Annotated in this window: 15 protein-coding genes; 3 read left to right on the plus strand and 12 right to left on the minus strand. The window is 66.1% G+C overall.

The window, feature by feature from the left end:
• Window positions 1-23: 23 nt before the first annotated feature.
• Genes DBR47_RS09300 through DBR47_RS09310 form a run of 3 tightly spaced genes read right to left on the minus strand, consistent with a single transcriptional unit; the run spans window position 24 to window position 4029 of the window.
• Window positions 24-1679 (minus strand): GMC family oxidoreductase, encoded by a 1656-nt coding sequence (locus DBR47_RS09300; RefSeq protein WP_124449237.1) that lies wholly within the window; start codon window positions 1677-1679, stop codon window positions 24-26.
• A 35-nt stretch (window positions 1680-1714) separates the two neighbouring features.
• Complete coding sequence (locus DBR47_RS09305; protein WP_124449238.1) at window positions 1715-3244, minus strand: cell wall metabolism sensor histidine kinase WalK; 1530 nt, start codon at window positions 3242-3244, stop codon at window positions 1715-1717.
• Entirely contained in the window at window positions 3241-4029 is a 789-nt protein-coding gene (locus DBR47_RS09310; protein WP_124449240.1) for a response regulator transcription factor, read from the minus strand. The genes DBR47_RS09305 and DBR47_RS09310 overlap by 4 nt, the downstream gene beginning before the upstream one ends.
• Window positions 4030-4253: 224 nt before the next feature.
• Between DBR47_RS09310 and DBR47_RS09315 the strand changes: the two genes are divergently transcribed.
• Window positions 4254-5048 carry a spondin domain-containing protein gene (locus tag DBR47_RS09315; protein WP_124449242.1) on the plus strand — a complete coding sequence of 265 codons (795 nt, stop codon included), beginning with the start codon at window positions 4254-4256 and terminating at the stop codon, window positions 5046-5048.
• Between the two features lie 24 nt (window positions 5049-5072).
• On the opposite strand, the gene creD is transcribed toward DBR47_RS09315, so the two are convergent.
• The 5 genes from creD to DBR47_RS09340 are packed head-to-tail and all read right to left on the minus strand — an operon-like array spanning window position 5073 to window position 10644.
• Window positions 5073-6428: a cell envelope integrity protein CreD gene (gene creD / locus DBR47_RS09320; protein WP_124449244.1), complete on the minus strand. Its 1356-nt coding sequence runs from the start codon at window positions 6426-6428 to the stop codon at window positions 5073-5075.
• Between the two features lie 59 nt (window positions 6429-6487).
• Complete coding sequence (gene creC, locus DBR47_RS09325; protein WP_124449246.1) at window positions 6488-7957, minus strand: two-component system sensor histidine kinase CreC; 1470 nt, start codon at window positions 7955-7957, stop codon at window positions 6488-6490.
• Window positions 7958-7966: 9 nt separating this feature from the next.
• Window positions 7967-8641: a two-component system response regulator CreB gene (gene creB, locus DBR47_RS09330; protein ID WP_197046961.1), complete on the minus strand. Its 675-nt coding sequence runs from the start codon at window positions 8639-8641 to the stop codon at window positions 7967-7969.
• Window positions 8642-8645: 4 nt separating this feature from the next.
• Window positions 8646-9284: a MarC family protein gene (locus tag DBR47_RS09335; protein WP_124449250.1), complete on the minus strand. Its 639-nt coding sequence runs from the start codon at window positions 9282-9284 to the stop codon at window positions 8646-8648.
• 25 nt (window positions 9285-9309) lie between these two features.
• Window positions 9310-10644: a PLP-dependent aminotransferase family protein gene (locus DBR47_RS09340; RefSeq protein ID WP_124449252.1), complete on the minus strand. Its 1335-nt coding sequence runs from the start codon at window positions 10642-10644 to the stop codon at window positions 9310-9312.
• Window positions 10645-10757: 113 nt separating this feature from the next.
• Between DBR47_RS09340 and DBR47_RS09345 the strand changes: the two genes are divergently transcribed.
• A complete protein-coding gene (locus DBR47_RS09345) occupies window positions 10758-11642 on the plus strand; it encodes a DMT family transporter (RefSeq protein WP_124449254.1) in 885 nt (294 codons plus the stop codon).
• Here DBR47_RS09345 and DBR47_RS09350 read toward each other — a convergent pair.
• Both DBR47_RS09350 and DBR47_RS09355 read right to left on the minus strand, forming a co-directional pair.
• Window positions 11615-12400, minus strand: a complete 786-nt coding sequence (locus DBR47_RS09350) for a helical backbone metal receptor (RefSeq protein ID WP_370454895.1) — start codon at window positions 12398-12400, stop codon at window positions 11615-11617. The two genes, DBR47_RS09345 and DBR47_RS09350, sit on opposite strands and share 28 nt — an antisense overlap.
• Window positions 12401-12402: 2 nt before the next feature.
• Complete coding sequence (locus DBR47_RS09355) at window positions 12403-13347, minus strand: hypothetical protein (protein ID WP_124449258.1); 945 nt, start codon at window positions 13345-13347, stop codon at window positions 12403-12405.
• Window positions 13348-13646: 299 nt separating this feature from the next.
• Here DBR47_RS09355 and DBR47_RS09360 point away from each other — a divergent pair, with 299 nt between their 5' ends.
• Window positions 13647-14120 (plus strand): RNA-binding protein, encoded by a 474-nt coding sequence (locus tag DBR47_RS09360; protein WP_124449260.1) that lies wholly within the window; start codon window positions 13647-13649, stop codon window positions 14118-14120.
• A 103-nt stretch (window positions 14121-14223) separates the two neighbouring features.
• Here DBR47_RS09360 and DBR47_RS09365 read toward each other — a convergent pair whose 3' ends face one another.
• Both DBR47_RS09365 and DBR47_RS09370 read right to left on the minus strand, forming a co-directional pair.
• Window positions 14224-16530 carry a carbohydrate binding family 9 domain-containing protein gene (locus tag DBR47_RS09365; protein ID WP_124449262.1) on the minus strand — a complete coding sequence of 769 codons (2307 nt, stop codon included), beginning with the start codon at window positions 16528-16530 and terminating at the stop codon, window positions 14224-14226.
• 442 nt (window positions 16531-16972) lie between these two features.
• On the minus strand, window positions 16973-17686 hold the full coding sequence (locus DBR47_RS09370) for an autoinducer binding domain-containing protein (RefSeq protein WP_124449264.1): 714 nt from the start codon (window positions 17684-17686) through the stop codon (window positions 16973-16975).
• Window positions 17687-17688: the final 2 nt, after the last annotated feature.

A 17688-nucleotide genomic window follows, 5' to 3' on the forward strand; every position in this document is an offset into this window, starting at 1 on the left:
ATTTTACCCGTCGCCCTTGGGCGCTATTCGCCCGCAAGAATCCAGCTGGCCGCCCGCTCCGCAATCATCAGCGTCGGTGAATTGGTGTTGCCGCTGGTGATCAAGGGCATGATGCTGGCATCCACCACCCGCAGGCCGGCCACGCCGCGCACACGCAGGCGGCTGTCGACCACGGCCATCGCATCGTCGCTGCGGCCCATCTTGCAAGTGCCCACCGGATGGAAGATGGTGGTGGCGATGTCGCCGGCCAGGCGGGCCAGTTCCTCATCGCTCTGGAACTGCAGGCCCGGCTTGTATTCCTGCGGCCGGTAAGCAGCAAACGCGGGCTGAGCCACGATGCGACGAGTCAAACGCAGGCTCTCGGCGGCGACCCGGCGGTCCTCGGCCGTGCTGAGGTAGTTGGGCGCGATGGCCGGCGCCTCCGAGGCATCGGCGGAGCGGATCTGCACCGTGCCCCGGCTCGTCGGGTTCAGATTGCAGACGCTGGCGGTGATGGCATTGAAGTCGTGCAGGGGCTCGCCAAAAGCCTCCAGCGAGAGCGGCTGAACGTGGTATTCCAGATCGGGCCAGCGCTTGGCGGGCGAGCTGCGGGTGAAGGCACCCAGCTGCGAGGGCGCCATGCTCATGGGCCCGCTGCGCGTAAAGGCGTATTCCAGGCCGATCTTGGCCTTGCCCCAGAGCGTGTTGGCCATGGTGTTGAGCGTCTTGGCGCCCTCCACCTTGAAGACGGCGCGGATCTGCAGATGATCTTGCAAGTTAGCGCCCACGCCGGGCAGATCCTGCTGAACCGCAATGCCGTGGCGGGCCAGCAGCTCGGCCGGGCCCAGGCCCGAGAGCTGCAAAATCTGCGGCGAGCCTATGGCCCCGGCCGCCAGCAAGACCTCACCACCCGGGTTCAGGGCGAGGGTTTGCAGGCCCTGCGGCGTGGCTACCTCGGCGCCCGTGCATTGCAGGGTGCCGGACTCACGGCTGAGGCTGAGGCGCTGCACCTGAGCGCCGGTCCACAGCTCGAAATTGGGGCGGCCATAACAGGTCGGGCGCAAAAAGGCCTTGGCCGTGTTCCAGCGCCAGCCGCTCTTCTGGTTGACCTCGAAATAGCCCACGCCCTCGTTCGTGCCGCTATTGAAATCATCGCTGGCCGGGACGCCGGCCTGTTGCGCGGCGGCGGCAAAAGCGTCCAGCACCGGCCAGCGCAGGCGCTGTTTTTCCACCCGCCATTCGCCGCCATGGCCGTGCAGGGCGCGGAAGGCGGCCGAGGCGGTCTGGCCCTTGTCCAGGCGCCAGTGGTTCTCGTGTTGGATGAAGTGGGGCAGGCACTGGTCCCAACGCCAGGCGGGGTCGGCCGCGGCCACGGCCCAGGCGTCGTAGTCACGCGCCTGGCCGCGCATATAAATCATGCCGTTGATGCTGGAGCAGCCGCCCAAGACCTTGCCGCGCGGGTAGCGCAGGCTGCGGCCGTTCAGGCCCGCATCCGGCTCGGTCTTGAACAACCAGTCGGTTCGCGGATTGCCGATGCAATAGAGATAGCCGACCGGGATATGGATCCAGTGATAGTCGTCCCGCCCGCCGGCCTCCAGCAAAAGCACCCGCTTGGCCGGGTCGGCCGACAAACGGTTGGCCAGTAAACAACCGGCCGTGCCGGCCCCCACGATGATGTAGTCAAAGCTCATGGCGGCCATGCTGACTCAGCAGGCTTACAAGAACAAGGGCGTTGTTACTGAGTCGGCAAGGCAAAGCTGAACACGCTGCCCTGGCCGGGGCTGGACTGCACATCGGCGCGGCTGCCGTGCAGGGCCAGAATCCGCTGCACGATGGCCAGACCCAGGCCCGCACTTTGAGCGGGCAGGGGCTGCTCATCTTGGCGCTCACGGGTGCTCCAGTAGCGCTCAAAAATATGCGGCAAGTCCTCGCTGGCAATGCCCTGGCCGTTGTCACGCACCCGCACGATCAGCTGCGAGCCCGCCAGCTGCACCGTCAGCTCAACAAGCCCTCCCGCCTGGGTATGCCGCAAGGCGTTGTCGACTAAGTTTTGCAAGACACGCTCAATCAGGCGGACATCGGCAAGGACCAAGGCCTGCAGCGCGGCGGGCTCGATATCCGCACTGATGCACAGACTCACCCCGTTCTGCTTGGCCGCTAGCTGATGGCTTTGGACCACATCGTTGAGCAGATCGGCCATGCAAAAAGGCTCGAACTGCGCCTGGGCCTGGCCCGACTCCAGGCGCGCCAGCTCGAACAACTCCGCCACCCGCCGCCCCAGCCGCTTGCAGTGCTGTAGCACGATGCGCAGGTACTGATCCCGGGTCGGTGCGGACAGGCCCTCGCCGCGCAAGAGCAGGGTCTCGATATAGCCCTGCACATTGGCCAGCGGGGTGTGCAAGTCGTGGGTGATATTGCTGACCAACTCACGGCGCAGCCGGTCGCTGTCTTCCAACTGGCGGAACTGCTGCTGCACTCTTTGCTGGAGCCGGTCTGCCGCGCTGGCCACCAGATCGATCTCGTCCTGACCGGCCTCGATCTGCAGCAGCTGGGCACCATCGGGCTGGCGAAAGGCTTGCATTTGATTCACCAAGCGGCGCAGGCGGCGGGTGATGCTCATCTGCACCCCAACAATGCAAAGCCCAGCCACGGCCATGGCCGCCAAGGTCAGTCCCCAGGCCGGGCCGAGAGCCGACTGGCCCGCCGTCTCGGCTTGCAATGAGCCGGCGGCGGCGCCGCGCAAGACCACATAGAGATAGCCCTGAGGATTGAGATCGTTGGGCAAGGCCGCGATAGAGACCAGATTGGCTTGGCCGGGCAGGCGGGGGTCATCCCCGTAGACCGGCAAGACCTTGGGTGGACTGGCCATGATCAAGCTCTGCACCTTGCCCAAGTCCACCTGCTTCAAGGCTGGGCCAGGCGCGGGCAAGCTGTGCTGGATGACGCGCCCCTGGCGGTCCAGCAAATAGACTTCCAAGGCCGGGTGGATCATGCCGATATACATGGCCGTATCGGCCAGGGCATGGGGTCGAACCTGGCCTTGCGCATCGATCATGGCCTGGGGCTGGCGATCGGCGATATAGCGGGCCAGCTTGAAGTTTTGCCACTGCTCGTAGGCGTCAAAGCGGCGCTGCGCCTGGCGCCCCTGCCAGTTCAACAAAAGCCCACACAGCAGGGTCAAGACCACCACCACGACCAGGGCCAGTCGCAGGTCCAGGCGATTGCGCCAGGCCAGGCGCGGGCGCGGCTCGGCGGCCACGCTCATGCTTGCGCCTCGAAGCGATAACCAATCCCCCAGACGGTATGGATATAGCCCGCGCCCAGTTTGTTGCGCAGGCGGTTGATGTGGGTATTGACCGTGTGGTCGTAGCCATCATGGCCGTAACCCCAGACTTGATCCAGCAACTCGGCCCGGCTGAAAGCCTTTTTGGGCTGGCAGGCGAAATGCCAGAGCAGGTCAAACTCGCGCGGCGTCAGCACCAGCTCCCTGCCCTCCAACCAGGCCTGGCGCTGGCCGAGATGAATGTGCAAGGCCCCAAACCTCAGCTCGCCCGGCGCCTTGCCCGCCAGCACCGAGACCTCGGCATGCGCCAGGCGTCGCCACAGGGCACGGATGCGCGCCTGCAATTCCAGAATGCTGAAGGGCTTGGTGAGATAGTCGTCGGCCCCCAGCTCCAAGCCCAGCACCCGGTCCAACTCGGAGTTGCGCGCCGTCAACATCAGGATGGGCAGGCGCTGGCCACGCTCGCGCAGCTCACGGCACAGCTCCAAGCCGCCCATGCCAGGCAAACGCAGGTCCAACACCAAAGCATCCCAAGGGCCTTGCCCCAGGGCCAGCGCCAGCCCCTGGGGCCCGTCGCTGGCACAAACGACTTCGGCCGGCAACTCGCTCAGATGCAGGTGCAGCAGGGCCGCGATATCGGGCTCGTCCTCCACCACCAGGATGCGCCGCAAGCCGGCCTTGGGTGTCGCGCCAGACAGCGGCAGCGGGTCTGGGCCAGAGGTGGGGTGAGACGCGGGGTGAGACGCGAGGTGAGAAGGGGCGGACATGAATGCATTGGAACGCCTGGCGCGGAAAAAATCTTCACGAATTGATCACATGCCCAGGGTCCACCCCGGATCTCAATTGTTTAGACCTGCGTTAGCAATTGGTGATAACTGCGCCGCCCGGGCTTTCTAGCATCGGGCCACCGTGATGACGGCTGCGCAGCCCGCAGCTGAACGCGTCATGCGGCAGGCCCTTTTTCCCCCAAACTCAATCGCAAGGACGCATGATGCAATTCAAGCTCTCACCCCTTCTTCTAGGCCCCATCGGCGTGGCCATCGCTGCCTTCGGCCTGAGCCCCGCTCAAGCCGCCACCATGCAAGTTCATGTCACGGTGGAAAGCCTGGTCGCCCCCAATAGCGTGACCTTCGCGCCATTAAACGTGGGTTTCCACAACGGCAGTTTCGACGCCTTCAATCTGGGCGAGACGGCCAGCGCCGCGGTACAACGCGCCGCTGAACTCGGCGACGGCTCTCTGTGGCAGGCAGCCCTGGCCGCCGCCAACCCCAGCGCCAGCCATGGCACTGTCGGCGGCCTGCTACAGCCCGGGCAAACCAGCAGCGCCACCTTCACGGTGGACACCTCGGCCAACACTTACTTCTCCTTCATCGGCATGGTGGTGCCCAGCAACGACTTCTTCATCGGCAATGACAATGCCAAGCAATACCAACTCTTCGACAGCGCCGGCCATCTGCAGATCAGCAGCATCACCCAAAAAGCTCGGCAGATTTGGGACGCAGGCTCCGAGGTCTATGACCCCGCCGCCGCTGCCTTTGTGGGCAATGCAGGCCTTCGCACCGCGCAAGGCGGGGTGATCAATACCAACTTCGCCGAGTTGGCCGCCTTCAACGGCCTGACGACCGGCGCAGGCTATGTGTTCAACAGCGGCCTGAGCTATGACCAGGACATCTACCGCATCAGCTTCAGCGTGGCGGCGGTGCCCGAGCCGCAGACCTATGCGCTGATGGGCGCCGGCCTGCTGCTGATGGGCGCCGTCCTGCGTCGTCGCCAGCAAAAGCTCTGAGTGAGCGGCGAGCGCGGCAGGGGCTCAGGACCTTGCCGCCTTCTCGTTGGGCAAGGTCAGGCTGTACCAGTCCAGCTTGCGGGTCAGCACCATCACCGTGGCCAGCACGCCAAAGAGCAGCATTGAGCCCAGCAGCAAGGCCGCCTGTTCCTGTTGCAGCAGCACGTAGAGCGCGCCGTACAGCAGGCCCAAGGCCGCGCCAAAGCCCAGGCCGCGCCGCCAGCCACCCAGGATGTGAGCGCCGTAAAAAGCCAGCAGGCTCAGGGCCGCGCCTGCCGCCCAAAGATAGGACTGAGCAAAGCTCAGATGCTCGGACAAGCTCAGGAGCAGCAAGAAGAACAAGCTCATGGCCAGACCCACCAACAGGTATTGCACCGGGTGCACGCGGCGGCCCGAGAGCAACTCCACCAGACCCACGCAGGTGAAGGTGAGCAGGATGAACATCAGGCCGTATTTGATGGCGCGGTCGCTCATCACATAGGGGTTCACCGGGTCCAGCATCTCGAAGCCGAGGTGCTCCAGCTTCTCCGGGCTCTCCGCCTGCTCCACCGCGCGGGCGGCGGTGGAGGCGAGCTCAGACACCTGCCAATGCGCCGTGAAGCCTTGCTCACCCACCTCACGCTGATTGGGCAAAAAGCGGCCGCCAAAGCTGGGGTGGGGCCAGTTGGACTGCAGGTCCAAGCGGGTGGACTGCGCGGCCGGCACCAGGGCAAAGCGCTGCGTGCCGACCAGGTCCAGCTGCAGGCGCAGGGCCAGCGGCGTCTTGGCATTGACCTCGGCCGGGTTCAGCTCACCCAACTCGGCATGCAGGCCTTTGTGATAGCTGGGGTACTGGGTGCCTGGCAGCACGGTCAGGCTTTGCTCGCCCCGGCGCAGCGCCACACCGCGCAGGCCCCGCACATCCGAGGTGGCCAGCATCACGCGATAGCCGCCGCATGTGATCTGCCCGCCCTTGTGCTCGGGCTTGGCCGTCAGGCCGTCCAGGGAGGCCCATTGCGCATCCAGTTGCAGACGGCCGGCATAGGCATTGACCTTGAAGAGGCCGCGGTAGCGCGCCTCGTGATCGAGCTTGCCGCCCACCTGCAAAACCGTGGGCACGCGGCTGAGGATGAACTCACGCTTCTCGCTGACCAGGCGGCGGTACTTGCCCCCGTTCTTTTCATCCAACTGCACCTCGTCCCAGGTCTCCGCACAGGCGCGGAACAGCACCGGGCCGATCAGCGTTTGCGCGCCGGCCAGCGACTCCTCCACCCCCTGCACCGCCTCGGCCTGGCGGCCCTGGCGCTCGTCCACCAACCAGCCTATGCGCGTCAAAACCAGGGCCAATACAAAGCCCACGGCCGACAAAATCATCAGCTTGATCACCCAAGGTTTCGCCATTTCTGCACTCCTCATTCTTGAATCGAAGGACTGCAGTCTGGCCGCCTTGGGTGAGGGCTCTAGGTGCTGTGTGAAGCCAGTGTGAAGATCACGCGCAAACCCGGCTCGGCCGCCTCGAATTGCAGCGTGCCGCCATGCAGCAAGGCCACCTGGCGGGCAATTGCCAGGCCCAGGCCCGAACCCTTGCCGCCACCGGCATTCCCGTAAGCGGGTCTGGCGGTGGAGAAAAAGCGCTGACCCAGCTGCGCCCAGACCAGGGCCGGCACGCCGGGGCCGTGGTCGCGCACAGAGAAGCAGGCGCGGCCGGGTTCGCGCCAGAGGCGTAGCTCCAGGCTGGAGCCGGGCGGCGCAAAGTCCAGGGCATTGCCCAGCAGATTGGACAGGGCCAGCTCCAGCTGCTCGGGGTCGGCCTGCAGGGCGATGGCCTCGCGCTGCAGCCATTGCAGCTGCAAGCCGCGCTGGCTCAGGCGCGGCTCGGCCCGGTCCAGCACCCGCTGCAAGACCTGCTCCAGCTGCAAGCGCTCGGGGTGGGCCGGCGCACTCTGCAGCTCCAGCTTGGACAGCTCCAGCATGCGGTCCACCAGCTCGCGCAGGCGCTCAGTCTGCTCCACCACCTGGGTGGCAAAGCGTTGACGGTCGGCCGGAGCCAGCTCTTCTTGCAGCAACTCGCCCGCGCCACGCAGGGCGGCCAGCGGGCTTTTCAACTCATGCGTCAGCGCCCGCACGGTTTGCTCGATATGTTCACGCCCCTCCAGGCGGGCCCGCATCGCATCCATGGCCTGGGCCAGCTCACCCAGTTCGCCGCTGACCCGGGGCACCGCCTGACGCTCGCCGCCGGCCTGCACCTTCTGCGCGTAATCGCGCAAGCGCCGCACCGTCAGCACCAACCAGGCGGTCACGGCCACGCCGATCAGCAAGGACAGGCCCAAGAGCGAAAGCCCCGCAAACAAGATGCGCTGTTCGGCCCGGTCGATGAAGCGCTGCACCGTCGCCAAGGGCTTGGCCACGGTGAGCACGCCCAGGGTGCGGCCGCTGCCGGGCTCAAGCACCGGGGCGGCCACATACATCACATGGCTGCTCGGATCGCCCTGCACCGACTGGCTGGTGCGGGCGCCGTACTCACCGCGCAGCACCCGGGCCACGTCACGCCACTGGGAATAGTCCTGGCCCACGGCGGGCTGCTCGCCGGTGTCCAGCAAGACCTGACCCTGGGCGTCGGTGAGGTAGATGCGAAAGTCCAGACTTTGCTTGCGCAGGCCCCAGATCTGCGCGTCCACCGGCCGCTGCGCGTACTCACGCAATTGCTGGGCCAGGCGGGTCTGGGCGAGCGGCTGGCCCCGGCCTTGCTCATAGGCTTGCATCTCATCCACCGCCAGCGCGGCCAGCACATGGGCGCTGTCCACCATCAGGTCTTCCATCACCTCGCGCACACTGGGCTTAACCTCGGCCAGGATCACCCGCAGGATGAAAAACGCACTCAGGCCCGCGATCAAGAAAAAGGCCAGAAAGAGGCGCAGGCCTATCTTCATCTCGGCACTTCAGGCCAGTTCTATCGAGTAACCCATGCCGCGATGGGTGCGTATCGGGTCCAGCTCGGGTGCGGCCACGCGCAGCTTGGCGCGCAGGGTTTTGATATGCGTGTCCACCGTGCGATCCAGGCTCTCGGCCGACTGGCCCCAGACGGCCGAGAGCAAGGCCTCGCGGCTGTGGATGCGCGAGGGCGCGGCCAGCAGATGACGAAGCAATCCCAGCTCGCGCCGCGTCAGAGGCAAGACCTGACCCCGAAAGCGTACTTGCAAGCCATCCGGCTCGATCACAAATCCTTCCGCCTGCGGGCTGGGGGCCGGGCCCGCCCGCCGCAGCAGGGCGCGCACCCGCGCCACCAGCTCGCGCGGGCTGAAGGGCTTGGCCAGATAGTCGTCGGCGCCCAGCTCCAGGCCCAGCACCCGGTCCCATTCCTCGGCCCTGGCGCTGAGAATCATCACCGGCAGGCGGCCGCCTTGCTGGCGCAGCTCGCGGCAGAGGTCCAGGCCATTGCCATCGGGCAGGCCCAGGTCCAGCAAAGCCAGATCGGGCGGGCTGGCCGCCAGGCTGCTGCGCGCCTCGTGCAACCAGCTCTTGTGCTCGACCACAAAGCCCTCGCGCTCCAGCGCAAAGCTCACCGTTTGAGCAATGGCAGGATCATCTTCCAGCAGCAGGATGCGGGCGGCCACCGGTTCAACCCAGATGCGATCCCAGCACTGGGAACAACTTCATCAAGCCATCGGCCAGCAGCTCCACGGCCAGGGCGGCCAGGATCAAACCCATCAGGCGGGTCATGATATTGATGCCGGTGCGGCCCAAGGCCTTGGCGATACGTCCGGCAGCGGAGAACACCACATAGGTGATCACACCCACCACCACGCCATAACCCACCAGCACGGCCAGCTCCCACCAGTGGCGGGTTTTCTCGGCATAGATCACCATGGTGGAGATGGTGGCCGGGCCGGTCAGCAAGGGAATCGTCAGCGGCACGACGGCGATGCTGGCACCGGCGTCGGCCTTGCTCTCGGCAGCATCCACCACCTCGGGCCCCGAATCCACCTGCTTGGCGCTAAGCATCTGGATGGAGCTGATCAAGAGCAGCGTGCCGCCGCCCACCTGGAAGGACGCCAACGAGATATTGAAAAACTCCAGGATCTTGAGCCCCAGCAAGGAGCTCAAGCCGATCACCACAAAGGCGGTAAAGGAACTGACCAGAATGGTGTGGCGGCGCTGCTCACGGGTCAGATGACCGGTGAAGTGAATGAAGAAGGGCACGACGCCGATCGGATTCACGATGGTCAGCAGGGCGACCAGGGGCTTGTAAATATCCATGGGCGAGATTGTGCGGGTAAACCGACTAAAAACTTCTCGTCTCTAGGGCTTGGCTGACCCGTAACAAACCCTGCTGCAAGGTTGGCAATGCCACCGAACCCAGGGCCAGACGAATCGCATGCGGAACCTGGGGCGTGGTGGCAAAGGGCTGGGCGGTGGACACCGAGACCCGGGCCGCCAAAAGCTCGGCGGCGATTTGATCGGCGCGCATGCCCTCGGCCAGGGGCAGCCAGACGAAATAAGAGTTGGCATGCGCGATGCGCGGCCAGGCGCCGAGTATCTTGGCCGCCAGGCGCTGGCGCAGGCGGGCATCCTGGCGCTTCTCGGCCTCCAGTCTGTCCACCGTGCCGTCTTCCAGCCAGGCACAGGTCAGGGCCGTCATCACCCCCGGCGTGGCCCAGGTCGTGGCGCGCAGGGCTCGCTCAATCTTGGCCACCCAGGGCAGGGGCGAGACCACATAGCCAACCCGCAAACCAGCGGCCAGATTCTTTGAAAAGCCGCTGATATAGACCGTCAGCTCCGGGGCCAGGGCCGCCAGGGGCGGCGGCGCCTTGTCCACCAGATAGGCATAGGCCCCATCTTCAAGAATGATCAGCCCGTGGCGGCGCGCCAGCTCGACCAGTTCCTGGCGGCGCTGCAAACTCATCACCCAGCCCATGGGGTTGTGCAGGGTGGGCATGGTGTAGATGGCGCGTACTTTGCGGCGCTTGCACAGACGATTCAAGACCTCCAGATCGGGCCCGTCTTCCGCTGCGGGCAGGGGCAGCAACTCCAGATGCAAGGTCTCGGCGATCAGCTTGAAGCCCGGGTAAGTCAGGGCATCCACCGCGACCACATCGCCCGGCTTCAGCAAGGCCATCAAGCTGCTGCTCAGGCCATGTTGGGCGCCATCCACCAGGCTCAGCTGAGCACCTTCCACCGCCAAACCCCGACGCGCCAAATGGCGCGCGACGATGGCGCGCTCGCGGGCATGGCCACCGTGGGGCTGATAGCGCAGCAAGGCTTCCAGCTCGCCGCCGCGCGCCAAACGGCGCAGGGCGTTGCGCAGCAGATCGGCCTGGCCGGGCAAGGCCGGGTAGTTGAAGTTCAGGTCCACCACATCGGCGGCCGCGGCCACCAGATCCAGGCCCAGGCCAGGCGGCAGGGCGATCTCCTTGACGAAGGTGCCGCGGCCCGTCTCCCCACTGAGCAAACCCATGGCGGCCAGCTCGGCATAGACACGGCTGGCCGTCACCAGGGCCAAGCCCTCGCGGGCCGCCAGCTGTCTGTGAGTGGGCAGGCGTGTGCCCGGGGCCAGCCGGCCCGAGCGGATGTCCTCGGCGAAGCGGTCAACCAGGGTCTTGTAGCGCGCACCTGCCATGTCTCGCCGCCTCCGTCGGCTGGGCCATGGACTCTTGATGTATCCATGACAATTATTTGATTGTATTGAGTGAGGGTTTTAGTCTGGCCGCCCACTCACTGGAACATCAAACCATGGACAAGCGCAGCGGCGGCTGGCTGAACGGCTTTATCGGCGTGCTCATCTTCAGCGGCTCACTGCCCGCCACCCGCTTGGCGGTGCAGGGTTTCGAGCCCCTGTTCCTGACCGCGGCCCGGGCCAGCATTGCCGGCTTGCTGGCGCTGGCGCTCCTGCTCTTGTTCCGGCAAGCGCGGCCTAGGGCCGGGCAATGGCGCGGCCTGCTCCTTGTCGCCCTGGGCGTGGTGCTGGGCTTCCCCCTGCTGAGCGCCCTGGCCTTGCGCGAGCTGAGTGCGGCGCACTCCATCGTTTTTCTGGGCCTGCTGCCCCTGGCCACGGCGGTCTTCGGTGTCTGGCGAGGCGGCGAGCGGCCACGGCCGACCTTCTGGCGATTCGCCCTGCTGGGCAGCCTGCTGATTGCGGGCTTTGCGCTGTCGCAGGGCTTGTCGGCCTCGCTCTGGGGCGACGGCCTCATGCTGGCAGCCATCCTCGTTTGCGGCCTGGGCTATGCGGAGGGCGCCAAACTCTCGCGCAGCTTGGGGGGCTGGCAGGTGATCTGCTGGGCCCTGGTCTTGGCCCTGCCCTTGATGCTGGCGCTGGCTGTTGTTCAGCGGCCGATGACGCTGGCTCAGGTGCAAACGCCGGCCTGGCTGGGCCTGGCCTATGTCTCGCTGTTCAGCATGCTGATCGGCTTTGTCTTCTGGTACCGCGGCTTGGCGCAAGGCGGCATCGCGGCCGTGGGTCAGCTGCAGTTGCTGCAGCCCTTGATGGGCCTGGGCCTGGCGGCCTGGCTGCTGCATGAACCGGTGAGCCCGGCCATGTTGGCGATCACCGGCGCCGTGCTCTTCTGCGTGGCCGGGGCCAGGCGCGCCGCTCAGGCCGAGGCGAGTTCGCGCAGATAGTCCAGCCCGGCCGCCGCCCGCGGGCCGTACCAGCTCAGCAACTCGCCATCCACCAGCTGCACCCGCGCCTGCGGGCACAGGGCCTGGGCTTCGCTCAGATGGTTCACATCAAAGCGATAGGGTTCGGAGCTGAGCAAGACCCGGTCGATTCGGGCCAGCCAAGGCTCATCGCCTTGCAAGACCGGGTAACGGGCCGCGCCCGACTCGCCGCCCCAGGCCTCGGGCCAGCTCTGCCAGCCCACCTGGGCCAGCATGCGGGCGATGTAGGTGTCGCGCGCCACCGTCATCCAGGGTTCGCGCCAGATCAGATAGAGCACCCGCTGCGCAGGCCAGGTCTGAGCAGCGCAGCGCGCCAGCGCCTGTTGAAGCTCGGCCCGCAGCCGCGCCACGGCCTCGGCCACGCCGGGCTTGCCGCCGAACAGCGCCAGCATCTGCGCCAGCAGGGCGGCGTTGTCCTCGGGCCCTTGCGGGTGGGTGACGACGATGTGCGGCACAAACTCACGCAAGGCCTCCACCGTCTCCAGGCGGTTCTCGTCCACATTGACGATCACATGGCTGGGGGCGAGGCGGCGCAGCTTGTCCAGGTTCACATCCTTGGTGCCGCCGACCTTGGGCACCTCGCGCAGCGCGGCCGCCGGATGGATGCAAAAGCCTGTGCGTGCCACAAGATAGGGCCCCAAACCCAGTGCGATCAGCAACTCGGTGATGCTGGGCACCAGGCTGGCGATGCGCGGCGCAGCCGATGCGGGCGTGGCCAGGCTCACAGCAGGCGGCTTTCGCCAGCGCGGGCGCGCTCCTCGTTCTGGGCGTCTTGCAGCACCAGAAAAACAGCACAGCAGCCGCGCAGATACACCAGGGTGGGCAAGACCAGGGCCACGGCAAACACCGTGCCGCCACCCACCAGGGCCGCCATGCCCAAGGGCGTGGCGGCCACAGGCGCACCGGCCGCACCCAGGCTGCGCAGGCCGTAGCCGAACAGGCCGGCCATCAGCTGCTGGGCCGGCACATCGATGCCGGTCAGCCAGACCACCAGCAGCGACCAGGCCCGCCCGCCACTCATCACCACAAGGCTGACGGCGGCGCTGACCAGGCCTGACACCAGGAGCGCAGCCGCCATCAAGGCCGCCGCCTCCAATGGCCCACGACGCAGCTGAGTCAAGAGCATGCGCAGGGTCTCCAACACGCCATGCCCGGTCCAGATCGAGGGGCCCGTCAAAGGCCCCACCAGCACGACCGAGGCAAAGGTGACCAGCCCCAGAAACACCACGCCCAGAGGCACGAGCAAGGCAAACAAGGGCACGCCCACCCAGGGCAGGCGCACGGCCCACAGCAGGCCAAGCAAGGCGGCCACGCCCAGGCCGACCAAGGCCAACATCAAAGCCAGGCAGAGTAAAACCTTGGGCGCGCAGCGCAGCGAGGCCCGAAAGGCATCGACCAGGTCGCGCACCGGCCGCCCCCGCGCCTGGTCCATCAGCAGCAGGCCGGTGGTGTTCAGGCCCAGAAAGGCCGCCACCAGGGCGCCAGCGGCCCAGAGCCCGCCCGACAGGGCATTGGCCTTGGCCAGCGCGGACTCGGCCGAAGCCAGCATCAGGCCCGCCAGGCAGAAGGCACTCAGCAAGGCATAGAGCGCCTGACCGTTGCGCGGGGCATCCAGGCTGGCCAGCACCCGGTTCAAGTCTTGCAGGCTGAGTTTTCTTGGGGACATGGGCGGGATCATAGCCAGCCGCTCAGCAGGCAAGCCGCCGCCATGCAGACACTCTCTGTCGCCGAACCAAGCCGGGAGAAGGGCGATGGCGGACCAAACTAATCCATGAATCGCACACACCAAACCCCCAGGGTTTCTTCTATCTTCCGAAAAACAACACTTGCCACCCCAGCTTTACCTAGCGCTAGACCCTTCGCCCATAATGTTTTACCTGTGTTTGGAAGCCGCACCTTCGCTTGAATGGTTCACGATGGGCTGAAGCTCCACATGGTATTTCTTGGTATTGAAAGGGCTTCCCCATGGGAAACAAGCTTTACGTCGGCAATCTTGCCTATAGCGTGCGTGATGAGTCGCTGCACGAAGCGTTCGCGCAATTTGGTTCGGTGACCTCTGCAAAGGTCATGATGGATCGTGACACAGGTCGTTCCAAGGGCTTTGGCTTCGTGGAAATGGGCTCTGATGCAGAAGCACAATCGGCCATCAACGGCATGAATGGTCAAGACCTGGACGGTCGTGCCATCGTCGTGAACGAGGCTCGTCCTCGTGAAGAGCGTCCGGGCGGCTTCGGCGGCGGTCGTTCGGGTGGCGGCGGCTTCGGCGGCGGTCGCTCGGGTGGCGGCGGCTTCGGCGGCGGCGGTGGCGGCTACGGTGGTGGCGGCGGTGGCGGCTACGGCGGCGGTGGCCGTTCGGGCGGCGGCTTCGGTGGCGGCGGTGGCCGTTCCGGTGGCGGCGGCGGCTACGGCGGTGGCCGTTCGGGTGGCGGCGGCTATTAATCAGCCCCCCAGCTCGCACAGCGAATAAAAGGCGCCCTTGGGCGCCTTTTTCACGTCTGGACTTTGCCAAGGGCGGCCCCTGCTGCAGGGCCACTTCCTTTGTTCAGCGTTGCCAGGCCAACAGCGCCTTGGCAAACAGCTCGGTGCCACGCGCCTGCGTGGGCGACTCATCGGCCTGGCTCAGGCCCAGGCTGAACACCCGATCGAGCCCGTCCCGGTGCTGATAAACCAGGGAGCGATGGCGGGTTTTCTCCTCAGCGGGAAATAGTCCCAATTCGGCGCGCCGCTCGAAATAAGTGGCCTGATGAATCAGGCGGACAGAATCGCGTGCGCTTAAATGGAGAATTAGCAGGGTTTGACGATTGCTATCCGTCAAGCTGCGTCCGCCCTGTGGCCCGGCCACAAAACCCTCGCCCCAGCGCTGTTCCCATTCCAGCCCAAAACCTTGGGGCAGGGGAATGCGCAATTTGGCTTCGACGGTGAGATTGGCGCCGCGCCCCAGGCGGTCGGCAGCCACATCCAGGCGACGCCCCCATTCCAGCTCGGCCATCAAAAAGCTCAACCAGGCATTGGGATTGGATTCAAAGCCCAAGCTCAGCGTGCGCGGCGCATGCAGACGGCCACCGCTGTGGGCACGCACGGCATCCAGGCCCAGATGACCCCAGACCCCGCTATTGCGCGCCGTGGCAAACCAGAAGCCGGGTTGCAGCTTGCGGTCGATCAGCTCGGCCCCGGGCACACCCAAGCGTGCGTCGGCCAGGGTTTGCGACTGCTGCAGCATCAGCTGCCACTCCAGCTCGTAGATGGGAAAACGCGACCACTCGCCCAAGGGCGCCAGCTCCAGGCCCGGCTGACGCTTGGCCAGATGCGCCGTCAGGCGGCGATAGCCGGCCTGGCTGATGAAGCCGTTGTCGTGGGCAAAGCCGGGGCTGACCTCCTCCAGGTCCCAGAGATTGCTCCAGTCCTCGCTGAGATGACGCCAACCCAGCCAGAGGTGCTGGCCCGCCTTCGCGGCGATGGCCTGCGCCTGCCCCTGCTCGTCAAAGCCCAGACTGCTGCGCGAGAGCAGCAGATGGCCGCGCAGCTGATGCTGCTCGTTGAGCTGCCAATGCCCGTCGGCACCGAGCACGCGGTTGTAGAGCCCGCCGCCATAGTCACGCTCGGACAGCAGCAGGCCCAGATCCCGACCCGGCGCCAGCTGCTGGCGGCCGCGCAGAAAGCTCGCCCGCGAGGCGCCTGGCTGAGCATAGACCTCGGTGCCATAGGCATCGGCACGCAAGACCTGACCCCCACCGGCATCGCGCACGCTCAAGGCCGTGGCCTCGGCGGCGGCCCCTCGCCAGGTGGCGCGCAGACCCCAGTCGGGATCGGTGATGGCGCGCGAGTAAAAGGCCGCCAGGGTGTGGGCATTGCCGTCGACCAGGCTTTGCCCCACCACATCGCCGCTCTCCAGAAAGAAGGCGCGCTTCTCTGGCAGGCTGAGCGCGTAGCGGGTATTGCCGGCCAGCTGCGGCGCGTCCAGCTCCACCTGGGAGAAGTCGGGGTTGAGGGTGGCGTCGATCACCCAGTCGGCGCGGGGTCGCCATTTCAGCTCGGCGCCCAAGCTGAGTTCGCGCTGGTGCTGAACTGGCTGGCCGGGGCCAGGCTCGTCGCGGCGCTGGCGCAGGGTCAGCTCGGGTCGCAGGCTAAGAAAGCTGCGCTCGCGCGCCTGCTGGGCCAGATCGCCCAGGCCCTCCAGCACCTGCAGTTCGGCGATAAAGCTCTGCGACTCGCGATCCAAGGGCGCGCTGACGACCAGAGTGGCCGCCTCACGCGGGATGTTGCGCGCGACCATGATGCGCCAGGGCAGGCCCTCGCTGTGCGGGAAACGCAGGGCCGACAAAGGCCAGCGCAGCTCCACGCTATAGCCATCGGGCAGGCGCTGGGCGGCGGCTTGCAGCTCGAAATCGGGCGAGTAGTCCACCGCGTCGTCGGCCGCCATGATGAGCCCGTCGGCCAGCACCCCGGCCGCGCTGATGCGGGCGAACTGGGCCGAGCGACGGTGGCCGACCGGGTCCAGATAGACGGCGACAAAGTCCTGATCACGCGCGATCTTGTCACGCCGGGACAGCGGCGCGCGGATCAACTCGGGCACCGGGTCATAGGCACGGATGCCGATGATCAGGGCTTCCTCGCTGGCCAGCACCTGCACCGTGGTGCGCCAGGCCGCGGGTTTCTTGTCCTCGGGCTGGAACTGCACAAAGCGATCAAAGACCGGCGCGCGCTGCCAGACAGCCTCGTCCAGGCGCCCGTCGATGCGCAGCTCGGCCGCTTGCGATTCAGCCAGGCGCAAGACCTGGGGGCCCAGCGAAGCATGGGCGGGCATGAGCTGGGTGCAGGCAAGCACCAGGCCCCAAAAGACTTGTTTCATAAGAGATGCCGATAGAGCCTGGCGACGCAAAAAGGGCCATGGCTCGGAACACAAAGGTGCTCGACGCGCGAACGCACGTCAGCTGCAAAAGGTGCTGGAACGGCCAGCTAGCAGGGATGCAGAACCTTGTTCATCTTGTGCTCCTTGCCCGCCGCTTCACAGCGCGGGCGCTTTGTTTGGGTCGCAGTATAGCCAGGGCTTTTGCCGCGACCAAGCCGAGCTGGGCCCGGCCTGTTGCTGCTCGCACTATCAAGTTTGCTAGCTGTCAAAGCCAGGCTTTGTCCCTAGCATTCAAGCCATCATGTCGAATCTACAGGCCGCCACTCCCCTCCACGCCGCTGCGCTTTGCGGCGCGCTGGCGAGCGCCCTGCTTTTGACCTTGATCGACCCCTTGGCCCCGCTGCAGGGCGCGCCAGAGCCGCCCCAGCAACAAGCGCAAAACTCAGTGGAAGAGCCCCAGCACGGCGGCGCGAACGGCCGCAGCGGTCTTGTTGCTGGCGCCCAGCTTGCTGCAAGCGTTGCGGGTGTGGAAGTTCACCGTGGCCTCGGCGACGCCCATGATCTGAGCCGTCTCGGACGAAGTCTTGCCATCACAAGTCCAGCGCAGCACTTCGAGCTCCCGCTCGCTCAGCCCTAGCTCCAGATCGCCTTGCAACTCCTTCACCCAGACCTTGGCCATGGCCTCGTGGCAGAGATAACTCAACCATTGCAGGCGTTCGATCTTGGCCGCCAACTCCTCGGCCTCCAGAGCCGGGCCGCCGCGCACCACGCTGAACAGGCTGGACATGCCGCGCATATCGCGGCGCGGCTGGCACCAGGCATAGCGCAGGCCGAAGCTCTGCGCCTCGGCATAGAGCTGGGGGTTGCTGGCGAAAAGCTCGTCCGTCCAGAGAAAGGCCTCATCACTCATCAGGCCGCGCTGCACGATGGGGTCGCTGTTCAGATAGCCCTGCTCCACATAACGCGCTTGCCAAGCGGGTGGGTAATTGCTGCACCAGACCACCCGCGGCGCGGCCAGGGGCACGGGCGACTTCATGCCAAAAGAGCAGTACTCAAAGCCCAGGGCCTGCACCTCGGGCAGCAAGGCCACAAAGGCCTCGTCCTGGGTTTGGGCCGAGCGCACCAGGCGCAGTTGGCTGAGTTGCCACCCCTTCATGC

It is taken from the genome of Paucibacter sp. KBW04, assembly GCF_003852425.1.
Lineage (GTDB): Bacteria > Pseudomonadota > Gammaproteobacteria > Burkholderiales > Burkholderiaceae_C > Paucibacter_A.